Consider the following 15,908-nt stretch of genomic DNA (forward strand, 5'->3'; position numbering starts at 1 on the left):
GCGACAAGATCTTCTTAAGCAGACCGCAGGCCCGACGCCGGACTGTGGGAGCACAGGAGGCCAACGGAACGGACTCCTACCCGGGATGTTGACCAGTTTCAGTTGTTCAGTACATACTGAACATAAGGAACATAGGCACTCGGGAAGGAAGGCGGCGACCGCCGCGGTTGTCCATACCGAAGGCTCAGGTTGGATCGGAAGAACAATGACGGTTCTGGAAGTACCGCACTCGGCAGGAGTGCCGATCGGCATCTACTCGCCGTGGGCCTTCCCGTACCCCACGGTGCGCACGGTGTCGGTCGCCCGGTTCGGGCAGCTGCTGCAGTACCTGCGCGGTGATCGCGCCTTCGCCCAGCTCGTGCGTTTCGCGCTCGTCGGCGGTTCCAGCAATGTCGCCTACGTCCTGCTCTTCTTCGCCATGCACGGCGTCGGCCCGATCATGGCCAACATCGCCGGATCGGTCGTCAGCACGATCATCGCCAACGAGCTGCACCGCCAGCTCACCTTCCACGCCGCGGGCCGGGTCGGCTGGTTCACCGCGCAGTGGGAGGGCGGCGGACTCGCTCTCGTCGGCCTCGGCATCACCACCGCGGCGCTGGCGGGGCTGGAGATCTGGGCACCCGGCCTCGGCGACACCGCTCAGGCGGCGGCCGTCCTCGCCATCACCGCCGCGGTCGGCGGCATGCGCTTCCTCGCGCTGCGCGGCCTGGTCTTCTGACTTCGGGCCCCGAACGACATCCGCCCCGGTTCCGAAGGATTCGGAACCGGGGCGGCTTCTTTGTCCGTGGGCTCAGCCGCGCCGTTCGGCGAGGCGGTCGAGCAGGCGCTTGTGCACCGATGGCGGGAGCATGTCGCTGACGTCGCCGCCGTAGGTCGCCACCTCCTTGACCAGCGAGCTGGACAGGAAGCTGAAGGTCGGGTTGGTGGCGATGAAGAAGGTGTCGACGCCGGAGAGCTTCTTGTTCATCTGGGCCATCTGCAGCTCGTAGCCGAAGTCGGTGGCGTCGCGCAGGCCCTTGACGATGGCGGTGATGCCCTGCTCCTTGGCGAAGTCCACGGTCAGGCCCTGCCAGGAGGCGACCCGCAGGTTCGGCAGGTGCGCCGTCGCCTCGCGCAGCATCTCCATCCGCTCCTCGACGGTGAACATGCCCTGCTTCTTCGGGTTCACCATGACGGTCACCACGACCTCGTCGAATTGCGCCGCGGCGCGGGCGAATACGTCGAGATGCCCGTTGGTGACCGGATCGAACGACCCGGGACACAGTGCTCCAGCCATGAGGCGACGCTACCACCCGGTCACGGCCGGTAGTCGGCCAGTTCCAGACGGGTTTCGCCGTAGCGGCGCGGCTTGGCCGGGACGAAGGCTGCGGGCCAAGCGATTTCGGGGGAACGACTGGACCGCTCCACGACGATCAGCGCGTCGGGGTGCAGCCAGCCACCGTCGGCCAACGCGGTCAGGTCGGCGGTCACCGCCGCCGTGTCCACGTCGTAGGGCGGGTCGGAGAGCACCAGATCGAACCGGCCCGCGCCGCCTTGGGCGAGCACCGCGGCGACCGACCCGACGCGCAGTTCCGCGCCGGGCAGGCCCAAGTCGGCGATATTGCCGCGCACCACGGCCGCAGCCTTGCGATCCGACTCGACCAGTAGCGCGTAGGACGCGCCGCGAGACAGCGCCTCCAACCCGAGCGCGCCGGATCCCGCGTACAGGTCGAGCACCCGGACGCCGTCCAGATCCATCCTGGCGTCGAGCGCGCTGAACAGCGCCTCGCGCACCCGGTCGGAGGTCGGCCGGGTGCCCGCGGGCGGCACCCGAAGGCGCCGCCCGCCCGCCGCACCGGCGACGATCCGGGTCATTCCGCGGTGGACTCGCGCACGGCGAGTTCGACCAGCAGGTCACCGCCCTCGACCTGCTGCACCTTGCCGATCGCGACACGGGCGACGGTGCCCGCGCGCGGCGCGGTGATGGCGGCCTCCATCTTCATGGCCTCGATGGTGCCGATGGTGTCGCCGGTCTCGACGGTGTCGCCCTCGGCGACCGCCAGGGTGACGACACCGGCGAACGGCGCGGCGAGATGGCCGGGGTTGGTCTTGTCCGCCTTCTCCGCGACCGGGATCTCCGTGGCGATGGACCGGTCCCGCACCGCGATCGGCCGCAGCTGGCCGTTGAGGATGCACATCACCGTGCGCATGCCGCGCTCGTCGGGCTCGGAGATGGCCTCCAGACCGATCAGCAGGGTGACGCCCTTCTCCAGCTGCACGCGGTGTTCCTCGCCGCGGCGCAAACCGTAGAAGAACTGGTTGGCGCTCAGACCCGAAGTGTCACCGTACTTTTCGCGATGGGTGAGGAATTCCGCCGTCGGGCCGGGGAACAGCAGCCGGTTCAGCGTCGCGCGCCGCTCCAGCGAATCGCCTTCCAGCCCGGCCTGATCCGTCGCCGAAAGCGGGGTCTCCGGCTTGGCCGCGCCGCGTCCGGCCAGCGCCTTGCTGCGGAACGGTTCGGGCCAGCCGCCCGCCGGGGTGCCGAGTTCGCCGCGCAGGAAGCCGATCACCGAGTCGGGGATGTCGTAGCGGCCGGGATCGGCGGCGAAGTCCTCGATGTCGACGCCGGTGCCGACCAGCGCGAGCGCGAGGTCGCCGACGACCTTCGACGACGGCGTCACCTTCACCAGGCGGCCGAGCAGCCGGTCGGCCGCCGCGTACTTGGCCTCGACCTCCTCGAAGCGATCGCCGAGGCCGAGCGCGATGGCCTGCTGGCGCAGGTTCGACAGCTGACCACCGGGGATCTCGTGGGTGTAGACGCGTCCGGTCGGCGCGGGCAGCCCGGATTCGAAGGGCGCGTACACCTTTCGCAGCGCCTCCCAGTACGGCTCCAGATCGCAGACGTTCTGCAGATCGAGTCCGGTGTCGTGCTCGCTGTTGGCCGCGGCCGCGACGATCGCCGAGAGCGCGGGCTGGCTGGTGGTGCCCGCCATCGCGGCGCTCGCGCCGTCCACCGCGTCGGCGCCCGCCTGCCAGGCCGCCAGGTAGGTGGCCAGCTGACCGCCGGGGGTGTCGTGGGTGTGCACGTGCACGGGCAGGTCGAAGTTGCTGCGCAGCGCGGTGACCAGGGTCGCGGCCGCCGGGGCGCGCAACAGACCCGCCATGTCCTTGATCGCGAGCACGTGCGCGCCCGCGTCCACGATCTGCTCGGCCAGCTTGAGGTAGTAGTCGAGCGTGTAGAGCGTCTCGTTCGGGTTCGACAGGTCGCCGGTGTAGCTCATCGCGACTTCGGCGATGGCGGTACCGGTTTCGCGCACCGCGTCGATGGCCGGACGCATCTGGTCGACGTTGTTGAGCGCGTCGAAGATACGGAAGATATCGATGCCGGTGGCCGTCGCCTCGGAGACGAAGGACCTGGTCACCTGCTCCGGGTACGGGGTGTAGCCGACGGTGTTGCGTCCGCGCAGCAGCATCTGCAAGCAGATGTTCGGAATCGCCTCACGCAGCGCGGCGAGCCGCTCCCAGGGGTCCTCGTAGAGGAAGCGCAGCGCCACGTCGTAGGTCGCGCCGCCCCAGCATTCGACCGAGAGCAGCTCGGGGGTCATCCGCGCGACGTGCCCGGCGACCTGCAACAGGCCGTTGGACCGCACGCGAGTGGCCAGCAGCGACTGGTGCGCGTCACGGAAGGTGGTGTCGGTGACGCCGACCGCCTTCTGCTCGCGCAGCGCCTGCGCGAAACCCTCCGGGCCCAGGCGCAGCAGCCGCTGGCGTGAACCGTCCGGCGGCGGCACGCTCAGGTCGATGGCGGGCAGCTTGTCGTGCGGGTACACCGTGGTCGGGCGGTCACCGTGCGGCTTGTTGACGGTGACGTCGGCCAGGTACTCGAGGATCTTGGTACCGCGGTCGGCGGACTGGCGCAGCGTCAGCAGCTGCGGACGTTCGTCGATGAACGAGGTGGTGACCCGGCCCGCCTTGAAGTCGGGGTCGTCGAGCACCGCCTGCAGGAACGGGATGTTCGTGGTGACGCCGCGGATGCGGAACTCGGCCAGCGCGCGCCGCGCACGGGCCGCCGCCGCGGGCAGGTCCCGGCCGCGGCAGGTCAGCTTCACCAGCATGGAGTCGAAGTAGGCGCCGATCTCCGCGCCGAGGTTCGCGCCGCCGTCCAGGCGGATGCCCGCGCCGCCGGGGGTGCGGTAGGCGGTGATGCGACCGGTGTCGGGACGGAAGCCGTTGGCCGGGTCCTCTGTGGTGATGCGGCACTGCAGCGCCGCGCCGCGAATGGCGACGGAGTCCTGGCTCAGGCCGAGGTCGGCGAGGGTCTCGCCCGCCGCGATGCGCAGCTGCGACTGCACGAGGTCGACGTCGGTGATCTCCTCGGTCACCGTGTGCTCGACCTGGATGCGCGGGTTCATCTCGATGAAGACGTGGTTGCCGCGCTCGTCGAGCAGGAACTCCACGGTGCCCGCGCAGCTGTAGCCGATCTGGCGGGCGAAGGCCACCGCGTCGGCGCAGATGCGTTCGCGCAGTTCGGGATCCAGGTTCGGTGCGGGCGCGAGCTCGATCACCTTCTGGTGGCGGCGCTGCACCGAACAGTCCCGCTCGAACAGGTGCATGACGTTGCCGTGCTGGTCGGCCAGGATCTGCACCTCGATGTGGCGCGGGTTCACCACCGCCTGCTCGAGGAACACCGTCGGGTCGCCGAACGCGGACTCGGCCTCACGCGAGGCCGCTTCGATGGATTCGCGCAGCTGCTCCGGCGCGGCGACCCGGCGCATGCCGCGCCCACCGCCGCCCGCGACCGCCTTGACGAAGATCGGGTATTCGAGTTCGTTTGCGGCGGTGAGCAATTCGTCCACGTCCGCCGACGGCGCGCTGGACTTCAGCACCGGAAGGCCCGCCGCCCTGGCGGCCTCGATGGCGCGTGCCTTGTTGCCCGCCAGCTCCAGCACCTCGGCCGAGGGGCCGATGAAGGTGATGCCCTCGCGCGCACAGGCCGCCGCCAGGTCCGGATTCTCGGAGAGGAATCCGTAACCCGGGTAGATGGCGTCGGCGCCCGCGGTCTTGGCCGCGTCGATGATCGCCTCGATGGAGAGGTAAGCCCGGACCGGGTGGCCCTGCTCCCCGATCTGATAGGACTCCGCGGCCTTCAACCGATGGACCGAGTTGCGATCCTCGTGCGGAAAGACGGCGACCGTCCCGATGCCGAGTTCGTAGGCCGCGCGGAAGGCGCGGATAGCGATCTCGCCGCGATTGGCAACCAAGACTTTCGAGAACATTGCCCCAAGGTACCCGGCTCTCGGTACAGCACCGACAGGGAAGTCCCCTTCGCAGCAATCTTCACAACCAGACCTAGCAGGCTTGCGAAGTTGCGTTCATCAGGGCGTCACATCTCACCACCTGCCCGGCCGGTCTGTGCGTGGCCTTGCCGGGGGCGCGCACGGAATATCCCGTCGTCCGTTTATGCTGGACAACGCAGCTGGTTCTCCAGTGCGCCCGACGAGATGGAGCCCCGACGTCGAGCGCCGGAGTCGAAGTCCGCTCCCGGTTTGCCGGGCGGCGGGCGAGAGGGAACCCGGTGGGAATCCGGGACTGTCCCGCAGCGGTATGCAGGAACGAACACCGTCATCACGCACTGGGTGCAGACCTGGGAAGCGACGGTCAGTAGGTCGGCGGGAGGAAATTCTCCCCAACCGGTGCCCGCGAGTCCGAAGACCTGCCAGCCGTGCCGGATACGCCGTATCCGGCGGCCACCGCCTCGTGGATTGGGCGCGCGGACCATCAGCGCCGACTTTTTGGGCTCCGTGTCTCTTCGGTTGCCCAACGACGTCCGCTGGTCGCCGCGTGCTCGCATGGCGATGGCTCACGTCCTGAAAAGCACTGGAGCACACCGTGACTGTTTCCGAACACACACCATTCACCGCGACGGTTCTCGGGCTACCGCGCGTGGGGCCGCGACGCGAGCTCAAGCGCGCCACCGAGTCGTACTGGGCCGGGCGCATCGACGCCGAGCAGCTGCACACCGTTGCCCGCGACCTGCGCCGCGCCCAGCTGACCGAGCTGCAGGCGGCCGGACTGGACTCGATCCCGGTCGGCACCTTCTCCTACTACGACCAGGTGCTCGACACCGCCGTGCTGCTCGGCGCGCTGCCCGAGCGGGTGGCCGGGATCGCCGATCCGCTGGACCGGTACTTCGCCGCCGCCCGCGGCACCGACTCCGTGGAACCGCTGGAGATGACCAAGTGGTTCGACACCAACTACCACTACCTGGTTCCCGAGATCGGCTCGGAGACGACCTTCGCGCTGCACCCGGAGAAGCTGCTCGCCGAACTCGCCGAGGCGATCGAGCTCGGCGTGCCCGCGCGTCCGGTGGTGGTCGGGCCGGTCACCTTCCTGAAGCTGGCCAAGGCCACCGGCGGCGCGGCGCTCGACCGGCTCGGCGAGCTGGTGCCGCTCTACCGCGAACTGCTGCGGCAGCTGGCCGCCGCGGGTGCGGCGTGGGTGCAGATCGATGAGCCGGTGCTGGTCACCGACCTCACCGAGGACGAGATCGAGCTGGTCCGGCGCACCTACACCGAGCTGACCGAGGCGAGCGAGCGGCCCGCGATCCTGGTCGCCACCTACTTCGGCACGCCGGGCGACGCGCTTCCGGCTTTGGCGGGCACCGCCGTCGAAGGCATCGCACTGGACTTCACCTCGGCGCTGGAGCTGTCCGCGGTGGCCTCGCTGCCGTCACTGGCGAACAAGCTGCTGGTGGCGGGCGTGGTCGACGGGCGCAACGTGTGGCGCACCGACCTGGATCGCGCGCTGACCACCCTCGGGACGCTGCTCGGCAGCGCGTCGTCGGTGGCTGTGTCGAGCTCCTGCTCGCTGCTGCACGTGCCGTACTCGCTGGCGCCCGAGACCGGGCTGGACGACCGACTGCGCTCCTGGCTCGCCTTCGGCGCCGAGAAGGTAGCCGAAGTGCGGCTGCTGGCAACGGCTTTGGCGCAGGGCACCGGGGCCATCGCCGACGAGCTCGCCGCCGCGCGCGCCGCGGCGGAGTCGCGAACCACCGACCCGCGGCTCTCCGACGCGCAAGTTCGGGCCCGCCTCGACTCGCTCGGGCCGGACGCCACCAAGCGCGCGCCCGCCGACGAACGCCGCGCGCTGCAGGCGCAGCGACTGGGTCTGCCCGCGCTGCCCACCACCACGATCGGCTCCTACCCGCAGACCCCGGAGATCCGGCTGGCCAGGGCGGCGCTGCGCAAGGGCGATATCGACCAGGCCGAGTACGTGCGCCGGATGCGTTCCGAGATCGCCGATGTCGTTGCGCTGCAAGAAAAGCTGGACATCGACGTGCTCGTGCACGGCGAGCCCGAGCGCAACGACATGGTGCAGTACTTCGCCGAGCAGCTCGACGGCTTCGCGGCCACCGAGAACGGCTGGGTGCAGTCCTACGGCACCCGCTGCGTGCGGCCGCCGATCCTGTTCGGCGACGTCACCCGGCGCGCGCCGATGACCGTCGACTGGATCACTTACGCCCAATCGCTGACCGACAAGCCGGTCAAGGGCATGCTGACCGGCCCGGTCACCATCCTCGCCTGGTCGTTCGTGCGCGACGACCAGCCGCTGGCCGACTCGGCGCGCCAGGTGGCGCTGGCCATCCGGGACGAGACGGTGGATCTGCAGTCCGCGGGCATCCGCATCATCCAGGTCGACGAACCCGCGCTGCGCGAGCTGCTCCCGCTGCGCGCCGCCGACCAGCCCGCATACCTGGACTGGTCGGTCGGCTCGTTCCGCCTGGCGACCTCCGGCGTCTCCGACGCCACCCAGATCCACACCCACCTGTGCTACTCGGAGTTCGGTGAGGTCATCGACGCGATCGCGGGCCTGGACGCCGACGTGACCTCCATCGAGGCGGCTCGCTCCCGCATGGAGGTGCTCGACGACCTCAATGCCGCGGGCTTCGACCTCGGCGTCGGCCCGGGTGTCTACGACATCCACTCCCCGCGCGTCCCCAGCGTCGAGGAGATCACCGCCTCGCTCCGCGCCGCCCTGAAAGCCGTTCCCGCCGAACGGCTCTGGGTCAACCCGGACTGCGGTCTGAAGACCCGCGGCCCGGTCGAGGTGGAAGCCTCGCTGCGCAACATGGTCGCGGCGGCCAAGGCCGTGCGCTAGAACTCCGGCCGGGCCGCGCTCCCCGCGCGGCCCGGCCGCTGTGCACTGCCCTACGCCGGACGCCGATCGCAGCGGTCCGACGGACACGAACTCGAACCGCCCTCCGCCGAACCTGATCTCATCACCTCTCCGGCAGAAGCGATTTCAACCGCGAGACACGCGATCACTCACCCTCCGGCGAACGCCCCAGCTGCCGCTGCCTTCGCGACGTATAACTCTCGCAAGCCTCCCCCGCCCGCCGCACCGGACGCCTCCGAGGTTTCGGACTCAGCCCCTGCCGCCACGACGGCGCACACCTCGACCGTTCTTTCATGCGCTACCCCTCCTCACACGTCGATGAACAATTACTCCCCTGCTGTCTCTATTCGACGCGCGCAGTGTGCATTCGGTTCCCCTTGGGTCGATATGTCCATAGATTCGGTCGCGAGGGAGAACGGGCTCAGGCGACCGGGATCCATGGGCGATGTCCGATATAGTCGTTTCACGATCACAGCGGTGGAGAGGAATCGGCGGTGAGCATGCGCAGGGTCGCGGGCGTGTTTCTCATGGTCGGCGGACTGGCCGCTGCGATGGCGCTGGCCGGATGCAGCTCATCGACCGGCGGGGATGCCCAATCCACCCAAGCTGCGACGAGCACGGGTCCCACGCTGGCTGCCGATGCTCCGCGCGGCTACGACCCGTGCACGGACGTTCCGCAGAGCGTGCTGGACTCGGAGAAGCTGCACAGCAAGGACCCTGCCAATCGCGAAGCGAGCGGTGGGGTGAAGTGGCGCGGCTGCGCGTGGGTTCGGTCGAGTAGTTACTCGGTGAGCATCCGCACCACGAACCTGACCATCGACATCATCCGCAGCCGCAACTTTCCCGAGACCACCGAGTACACCATCGATGGACGACGGGCGATCTCGACCCGGCAGTTCGACGGCCCCTTCATCAAGGACGCCTGCACGGTCGACGTCGAGATCAAGGGCGGCAGCGTCGAGTTCAATCTGAACAATCCGAAATCGACCGACACCGGCCATCTCAACTCATGTGACTTGGCTCGAGACCTGGCGGAGAAGGTGGTCCCCAGCCTGCCCGCCAGCGTTTGACAACCGACGGGCCGATCGAAGCTTTCCTGGGAGGGGGAACGAATGGCAAACGACGACACAGCGCCACCGAGCCCGTTGGCGAACCTGATCAATGAAGCTCGTGAAGGCCGACTCTCGGTGCGGATGGATCTCGAGAAGTTCGTCTACCTCGACCGCGACTGCGAATATTTCAAGAACGAGATCCTGAAGATCCAGCGAACCATGACCGAGATCTCGCAGCAAGACGCCTGGGGTCTCGGCGAGAAGTTTCCAGCCCAGGGAGACAAAGACCTGGTTTCAGGCAAGACCATGGTCGATCGGTGGCGCAAGAAGTCCCGCGGCTCGGAGAACAGCGTGTACGCGGTGATGGAGTCGCACTACCAGGTCGTCGAAGACTTCCAGACCCTGTTCCGCACCGTCCGCGAGCGCATCACCGGCGTCGATACCGATCAGGCTGCCCGCTACCGGGATCTCGAGGCGAACCTGCCCCAGCAGCCCCCGGCTCAGCCGAAGATCTTCTCCTGGCCGGGCTTGTAGTAAGGGTCGATCCATTGAGCACCGCCAACGAACCCGGGCAGATACCCCCGCGCGGGGAGAACGTCTTCGCCTGGGAACGCACCGAGATCGAAGAAGCTTTCACGCCATTGGATCCCGCCAACGCCCGCAAAGCGGCCATGGACTACTCGAACGTGGCCACGCAGTGGGATCAGGGACTCGAGACCTTCTCCCGGTCGATCAAGGCCTCGATCGCCGAGGCGTGGGAAGGGACGTCCGCCGACGCGGCCAAGGACGCGATCACCCGCTACACCACCGACGCCCACCAGCTGACCGCGCTCATCACGCGGATGTCCAACGACATGGAGGCCGCTGCCGACGCGATCCCCGCGGTCGTCAACGGCATCCCGGAGGCAAACCATCACTCGTGGACCGCGAACGTGTGGCCGCCCCGCGCCGCTGAGGAAGAACGCACCCGCAACGAGGCGACCGCAGGCGCCCGGGCCGCGATGCTCGACAACTACGTGAACAGGTTCGCCGCGATCGACGGCCGCGTCCCAGTGCTGTCCACCGCGCTCGACCCGACCAACCCGCTGGACATCCCGGCAGTGGGCCCGGGGAACGACGGCGGTGGCGGCGGGGGTGGCGGCGGAAACGGCGGCGGCGGAAACGGCGGCTCGAATCCCACCGGCTCGCAACCTACGGATCCGACTGAGCCCGGCGATGATCCTGCCAAGACGGAGGAACCCGGCGAGAACAACCTCGAAGACACCGCCACCGATCCGGCCACCACGACCTCGCCGCAGACCCAGCCGAGTTCGACGACCCCGAGCCCGGCCAACCCGGGCCTCACCGCACCGACCACACCGAGCACCACCACGACACCGAGCGCGGCGGTCCCGGGCTCGCCGTCGTGGCCCGGCGGTCCGTCCGGTTCGGGCAGTCCGAGCTCGACCCCGAGTCCCGGCCGCAGCGTTCCCGGAGTCCCAGGCGCTCCCGGTGCGACCACCCCCGCGCCGGCCGCGGCCAATGCGGCCGCCGCCACCCGTGGCGGAATGCCCGGCATGGGCGGAATGGGCGCCGGCGCGGGCCGTGGCAAGGGCGATGAGGAAAACACCCGCCAGACACCGGATTACCTCGTCAACGCCGAAAACGCCGCCGAACTCATCGGAGACCTGCCCCGAACCGTCCCCGGCGGCGTAATCGGCGAGGACCCCGCTCCGACGCCCACCTCCGCCCGGGACTGACCGCTCCAGCGCATCCGGCCAACAGGTCGGCGCCGCGCACGGACACAAGGGTCCGCGCACAGCAATTCCACTCCCCCAGGCGAATCTCGCTTGGCGGGTGCACGTTACTACCTGGCTCGACTCGATTGGACCGCTTCATGGCTGAATGGACTTGGGAACCCGATGATTTCGCGGCACTATGGTTCAGCCCCGCCAACGACCGGTTCCCCAATCCACTTCGCTTCACCAGCCGCTTCGCGTCCCGCGACGACTTCGACATGCACAAAGTCACCGTGCGCGAGCGCTATTCCCGCGACGAACTCGAAGAGATCCAATTCGCCCTGCACACCCTGAGCGCCGCCCCTGTTCGCATCGAAATATTCGGCGGCACAACGCAGCACAACAATCCCCATGGAGGCATCCGCGTCTATCGGGTGGTCGGCGCCCGTTCCGGCCACCATGCGATGACCCTGGCGCAAGCCACCTTCGGCGACGTCAACGGCCCGATTCGCTGCCGCTGCTTCCCCGCCGAACACCTCCCCGCGGAACTGGCCGGCTGCCTACCCCGATGCAAACCCGGCTCCCAGCCTCCAGCCACCTTCCACCCCGAGGACCTCGGCGGCCGAACCACTGGACACCTCGAGAGCATTGCCCGCAACACCCCACGCGAACGCTACCAACGCCTCTTGCACCGACCAGCCGACGGCGGCGGCTCGGCCCTCCTCTACACCGGACCCGTCAACGCACTGAACCGGCCCCTCACGACCGTCCAATGGCACGACATCACCGACGACGGCCGCTACACCGAAACTCGCGGCGAGCACATCGCCGTCCGTCCCACCAACCCCGCCGACCTCACCGCCCACTTCACCACCTGGATAGATCGCGTCCTGCGACGCCTCCACGAAGCTGATGAAGACCGGTGGTGAACCAGCTCAGCACCCCCTCGAGTGCAGATCCCCCATAGTGCGACCGTCCGCCGACTCAGGCATCGAATCATCCTCGGCTCGAATAGGCGGTCCCGGCATCCGTTTTCGTCCTCACTCGAACTCTCGGCGGATCCGATAGCACCGCAGGGGGCTTGTATAGGCGACCGTTTCGCACCACGCGCGTCGGCGGCGAGCTGGCCGTCTCGGACGAGTCGCATGATGTCGCGTAGTTTTCGCCGGAGGAGATCGACGACCTACCGATGGTCGGGGTATCCCGCGGCCCGTCGATGACTGGCACACAGGGGAATTCGGATCGTTCGCCGATCAAGCCGCGGTCGCCCAACCGTTTGCGACAACAGCTCTGCGGAGGACGCGGTCAGCTAAAGGCCAAAATGGCCAGCTCCGTGCCGAATCCGACCGCCAGGCGCCCATCCGGCGTCACTGCGACCGCGTTCACCATGGCGGGGAACACCAGCTTCTCGCCGATCTGTTCGCCCGTCATGATGTCCCACACGCACACCGTGGTATCCCAGCTCCCGGTGACGGCGACCGGGCGGCCGTCCACCGTGCCCGCGGCCACCGTGCACACCACGTCGGCGTGGCCGCGCAGCGGTTCGCCGATCGGCTGGCCTGTGGTCAGGTCTGCTGTTCGTGCTGTCTTGTCGTCGCTGCCGATGACCACGATCGGGCGACCTTCCACCGTTGCCGTGGCAACTGCCCGCACCGAGCAGTCATGGTCGATCAGGGGCTCACCGATCTGCTTCCCAGTTGTCGCGTCCCACAACCGAACTGTCCGGTCGTCGGCGCCCGTGACGGCGACAGGCCGCCCGTCCAACTGTCCCAACGTCACCGCGATCACCTTGTCGGCGTAACCGCGGCGGCGGCCGGCGGGAAATCCGCCGATCGGCGCGCGGGTGGCCAGGTCCCATACCCGCATGGGTCTGCCGCTGCGATGTCCGCCGCTGGTGACGGCCAGTAGGCGGCCGTCCACCATTGCCATGGCCCGCGCGAGGGTGGGTCCGTCGGGGTCGGTCAGCGGTTCGCCGATGGGATCACCCGTGGTCAGGTCCCACAGCCGGAGTGCGTCGTAGCCGCCGGTGACGGCGACCGGGCGGCCGTCCACCGTCCCGGCTGCCACCTTGTGCACCTCACCGGTGTGGCCGTCGAGGGAGACGCCGATGCGCTCACCTGCGGCGAGATCCCAGATGCGGGCCGTGCCATCGCCGCTGCCGGTGACGGCGACCGACCGCCCGTCCACCATCGCCGTCGCCACCGCGACGACGGCGCCCCTGTGCCCATCCGAGGGTTCGGTGTTCCTGCGACGCTCCGTCAGGCTCCACGCGCGGACCGTGTGATCGGTACCGGTGACCGCACCGGCGGTGACGGCAACGGGGACACCGCCCACGTGCGCCACCGCCACGGCGCCAATCTGGTCGGTGTGGCCGGTCAGCGGATCGCCGAGTTGCTCGCCGGTCGTCAGGTCCCATACCCGGGCCGTGCCGTCCCCGCCGCCGGTGAGGGCTACCGGGCGGCCGTCCACGGTGGTTGTCGCGACGGCCCCCACTTTGTGGGAGTGGCCGATCAGCGGATCACCAGCCGGTTTACCGGTGGTGAGATCCCATATCATCGCCGTCTTGTCATTGCTTCCGGTGACGGCGACCGGCCGACCGTCCACCACGGCCGTCGCCACCGCAAGCACCTGATCGGTGTGGCCGGTCAGTGGATCGCAGACCTGTACGCCTGTACCGAGATCCCACAGCCGGATCGTGGCATCCCAGCTGCCGGTGACGGCGACGGGACGATCGTTCACCACGGCTGTCGCCACCGCCACCACCCACCGACTGTGGCCGGTCAAGGGAACACCGATCTGTTTTCCGGTGCCGAGGTCCCACACACGCGCCGTGTGGTCGGTACCGCCGGTGACCGCGACGAGGCGGCCATCCACCACGGCCGTCGACACGGAGAGCACCCAGCCGTCGTGGCCAGCCATGGGTTCGCCGATCTGCTCATGGTCGACCAGGTCCCACACACGCGCCGTGCCGTCCTCGCTTCCGGTGACGGCGACCGGGCGCTCGTTCATCACTCCCGTCGCCACCGCACGAACCGGACCGTCGTGGCCGCCCAAGGGCTCGCCGACCTGCTCGCCGGTCATCAAGTCCCACATCCGAATTGCCCTGACGTTGCCGCCGCTCCACGACGGGCCCACGGCGACGGCACGGCCGTCCACCACCGCTGTCGCCACGGACGGCGCCTTCCACCCGGTCAGGGCGTATCGAAAACGGGAATCGACCTGGCTGGCAGTCGCCCACTCCACGCCCCACCGCGCGTGTCCGCCCCCGTCCACAGGCACGGCGGTGATCCGGCCGGCCAGCCCCCGGTGTCCGTACCGGGCGGCGTCCAGCGCCAGCAGTTGCCGACGAACTACCGGCGAGGCGTCGCGGTACAGATGTGCCGAGGCCCGAAACACCGCCGCCACCAAACGAGCCTGAGCGTCCGGCGCGGAATCCAGCATTCCCCACACACGCTCGAACTCCCCGCGCACCAGCAACGCCGGATCCATCCACCAGGCGCCCTGCCCGACCGGCTCGGCACCCGAATCACCGTCGCGCACATCGAAAGACACGATCAGCATCGTAGGTGCGCCGCACCTTCCACACCCACGATCCACTTCCCGGTCGTCCGCTGATCGAACCGTGGCGGCCACGAGCGGACGGATCGGCTCAGCTGGGGAGGCCGAAGGCGCGGTTGATGGCGGCCATGTCGAAGTAGTCGCGCCAGGCGGTGATGGCGCCGTCGCCGACTTCGAAGACGCCCATGACGGGGAGCGGGGTGTCGCGGCCGTTGCCGCGCAAGGTGTCGGTGCGTTCGTTCATGACGACGTTGCCGGAGGTCACCTGGTGGTGGATGTCGAAATCGATGGCGTCGAAGGTGGTGAGGAACCCGGCGATGAAATCGCGGATGGCGGTGCGGCCGACGATCGGTTCCATCGGAATGTTGTGGTAGACAGCGTCTTCGGCGAAGTACGAGGCGATTCGATCGGGGTCGGGATCGGACCAGCTTCGGCACATCGCGCGGACGAGTTCGTCGGGACCGGTCATTGGCGCGCTCGTTTCCTAGGGCGGGGCATCGGGTCGCACCGATTCAACCAAACAATTGCTTGGTAGAACAGGGGTGACGCTCGGCAGCAGGTAGGGGTTGCCGACTCCGCGGACCGATCCCCGTGCGACGGTTCGTCCCGTCGTCGCGGCCCGAGGCTGTTCGCTCAGGTCGGTAATGTCTGTCCGGTGACCGACGCCAGCGACCTGATGCGGATGTATCTGGTCGATCCAGACCAGCCTTTCCCACCTGTCGAGCTCGCGGATCCGACCGGACTGGTCGCTTTCGGCGGGGATCTGTCGTCAGAGCGGCTGTTGAGCGCCTATTCCGCGGGCATCTTTCCCTGGTACAACCCCGGCGAAACGATCCACTGGTACTGCCCGGACCCGCGGAGCATTCTGGTGCCGACCGACCTGCGGGTGACCAAGTCCTATCGTCGATCTGTCACGAAAGCCGACTACGGGGTGACCATGGATCGCGCCTTCGCCGATGTGATGTCGAATTGCGCCGGACCGCGTGACAAGGAGGACGGAACCTGGATCGGCTCCGACATGATGGCGGCCTACCTGCGGTTGCACCACCTCGGTCATGCGCACTCGGTCGAGGTATGGCGCGACGGCGACCTTGTCGGCGGCCTCTACGGCGTCGCATGCGGTCGCTCCTTCGCCGGCGAGTCCATGTTCTCCCGCGCCCGTGACACCTCCAAGGTCGCGCTGTATTGGCTCTGCGCCCAACTGGCCGCGTGGGATTTCGCCCTCGTAGACTGCCAGGTCACCTCCAGCCACCTCACCTCCCTCGGCGCCATCGACCTCTCCCGTGTGGACTACCTGCACCTACACACCCAGGCCGCCGCCCTCCCCGGCCTCTCGGGTCCCTGGCAGTTCGAAATCCCGGTCCCCAACTCCCCCAACCACCTACCGGCGTGAACGATCAAGGGAGAACCACGTCCACGATCCCGG

12 protein-coding genes and 1 riboswitch are annotated in these 15,908 nt (G+C 68.6%); of the genes, 7 read left to right on the top strand and 5 right to left on the bottom strand.

Annotated features, from left to right (window positions below; all coding sequences use genetic code 11):
• Positions 1-205: 205 nt before the first annotated feature.
• Positions 206-718: a GtrA family protein gene (locus T333_RS31900; RefSeq protein WP_354999288.1), complete on the top strand. Its 513-nt coding sequence runs from the start codon at positions 206-208 to the stop codon at positions 716-718.
• 72 nt (positions 719-790) lie between these two features.
• Here the strand turns inward: T333_RS31900 and coaD are convergent, their stop codons facing one another.
• Genes coaD through T333_RS31915 form a run of 3 tightly spaced genes read right to left on the bottom strand, consistent with a single transcriptional unit; the run spans position 791 to position 5,255 of the window.
• A complete protein-coding gene (gene coaD, locus T333_RS31905) occupies positions 791-1,276 on the bottom strand; it encodes a pantetheine-phosphate adenylyltransferase (RefSeq protein WP_354999287.1) in 486 nt (161 codons plus the stop codon).
• A gap of 20 nt (positions 1,277-1,296) precedes the next feature.
• Positions 1,297-1,854: a 16S rRNA (guanine(966)-N(2))-methyltransferase RsmD gene (rsmD, locus tag T333_RS31910; protein ID WP_354999286.1), complete on the bottom strand. Its 558-nt coding sequence runs from the start codon at positions 1,852-1,854 to the stop codon at positions 1,297-1,299.
• Positions 1,851-5,255, bottom strand: a complete 3,405-nt coding sequence (locus T333_RS31915) for a pyruvate carboxylase (RefSeq protein ID WP_354999285.1) — start codon at positions 5,253-5,255, stop codon at positions 1,851-1,853. Before T333_RS31915 ends, rsmD begins: the two co-directional genes overlap by 4 nt.
• A gap of 249 nt (positions 5,256-5,504) precedes the next feature.
• Positions 5,505-5,714, top strand: a riboswitch (cobalamin riboswitch).
• Positions 5,715-5,868: 154 nt separating this feature from the next.
• Here T333_RS31915 and metE point away from each other — a divergent pair.
• The 5 genes from metE (at position 5,869) to T333_RS31940 (ending at position 11,853) form a co-directional block, all read left to right on the top strand.
• Positions 5,869-8,136 carry a 5-methyltetrahydropteroyltriglutamate--homocysteine S-methyltransferase gene (gene metE, locus T333_RS31920; RefSeq protein ID WP_496426800.1) on the top strand — a complete coding sequence of 756 codons (2,268 nt, stop codon included), beginning with the start codon at positions 5,869-5,871 and terminating at the stop codon, positions 8,134-8,136.
• Positions 8,137-8,681: 545 nt separating this feature from the next.
• Complete coding sequence (locus T333_RS31925) at positions 8,682-9,224, top strand: DUF3558 domain-containing protein (protein ID WP_496426801.1); 543 nt, start codon at positions 8,682-8,684, stop codon at positions 9,222-9,224.
• Between the two features lie 75 nt (positions 9,225-9,299).
• On the top strand, positions 9,300-9,740 hold the full coding sequence (locus T333_RS31930) for a hypothetical protein (RefSeq protein ID WP_496426802.1): 441 nt from the start codon (positions 9,300-9,302) through the stop codon (positions 9,738-9,740).
• Positions 9,741-9,754: 14 nt separating this feature from the next.
• Positions 9,755-10,945 (top strand): WXG100 family type VII secretion target, encoded by a 1,191-nt coding sequence (locus T333_RS31935; protein WP_496426803.1) that lies wholly within the window; start codon positions 9,755-9,757, stop codon positions 10,943-10,945.
• Between the two features lie 137 nt (positions 10,946-11,082).
• The gene (locus T333_RS31940; RefSeq protein ID WP_496426804.1) at positions 11,083-11,853 is read left to right on the top strand and encodes an ESX secretion-associated protein EspG; all 771 of its coding nucleotides are present in this window, start codon (positions 11,083-11,085) and stop codon (positions 11,851-11,853) included.
• Positions 11,854-12,229: 376 nt separating this feature from the next.
• Here T333_RS31940 and T333_RS31945 read toward each other — a convergent pair whose 3' ends face one another.
• The gene (locus T333_RS31945) at positions 12,230-14,476 is read right to left on the bottom strand and encodes a WD40 repeat domain-containing protein (RefSeq protein WP_496426805.1); all 2,247 of its coding nucleotides are present in this window, start codon (positions 14,474-14,476) and stop codon (positions 12,230-12,232) included.
• A gap of 97 nt (positions 14,477-14,573) precedes the next feature.
• Positions 14,574-14,951, bottom strand: coding sequence for a nuclear transport factor 2 family protein (locus T333_RS31950; protein ID WP_354999282.1), 378 nt, complete (start codon positions 14,949-14,951; stop codon positions 14,574-14,576).
• Positions 14,952-15,137: 186 nt separating this feature from the next.
• On the opposite strand from T333_RS31950, the gene aat reads away from it, so the two are divergent.
• On the top strand, positions 15,138-15,875 hold the full coding sequence (gene aat, locus T333_RS31955) for a leucyl/phenylalanyl-tRNA--protein transferase (RefSeq protein WP_496426806.1): 738 nt from the start codon (positions 15,138-15,140) through the stop codon (positions 15,873-15,875).
• Positions 15,876-15,908: the final 33 nt, after the last annotated feature.

This window comes from Nocardia sp. CNS-044, assembly GCF_059570515.1.

Coding starts and splice junctions, on each gene's coding strand:
- T333_RS31900 (WP_354999288.1), top strand. CDS start 206: ATGACGGTTCTGGAAGTACCGCACTCGGCAGGAGTGCCGATCGGCATC.
- T333_RS31915 (WP_354999285.1), bottom strand. CDS start 5,255: ATGTTCTCGAAAGTCTTGGTTGCCAATCGCGGCGAGATCGCTATCCGC.
- T333_RS31950 (WP_354999282.1), bottom strand. CDS start 14,951: ATGACCGGTCCCGACGAACTCGTCCGCGCGATGTGCCGAAGCTGGTCC.
- T333_RS31940 (WP_496426804.1), top strand. CDS start 11,083: ATGGCTGAATGGACTTGGGAACCCGATGATTTCGCGGCACTATGGTTC.
- T333_RS31925 (WP_496426801.1), top strand. CDS start 8,682: ATGGTCGGCGGACTGGCCGCTGCGATGGCGCTGGCCGGATGCAGCTCA.
- coaD (WP_354999287.1), bottom strand. CDS start 1,276: ATGGCTGGAGCACTGTGTCCCGGGTCGTTCGATCCGGTCACCAACGGG.
- rsmD (WP_354999286.1), bottom strand. CDS start 1,854: ATGACCCGGATCGTCGCCGGTGCGGCGGGCGGGCGGCGCCTTCGGGTG.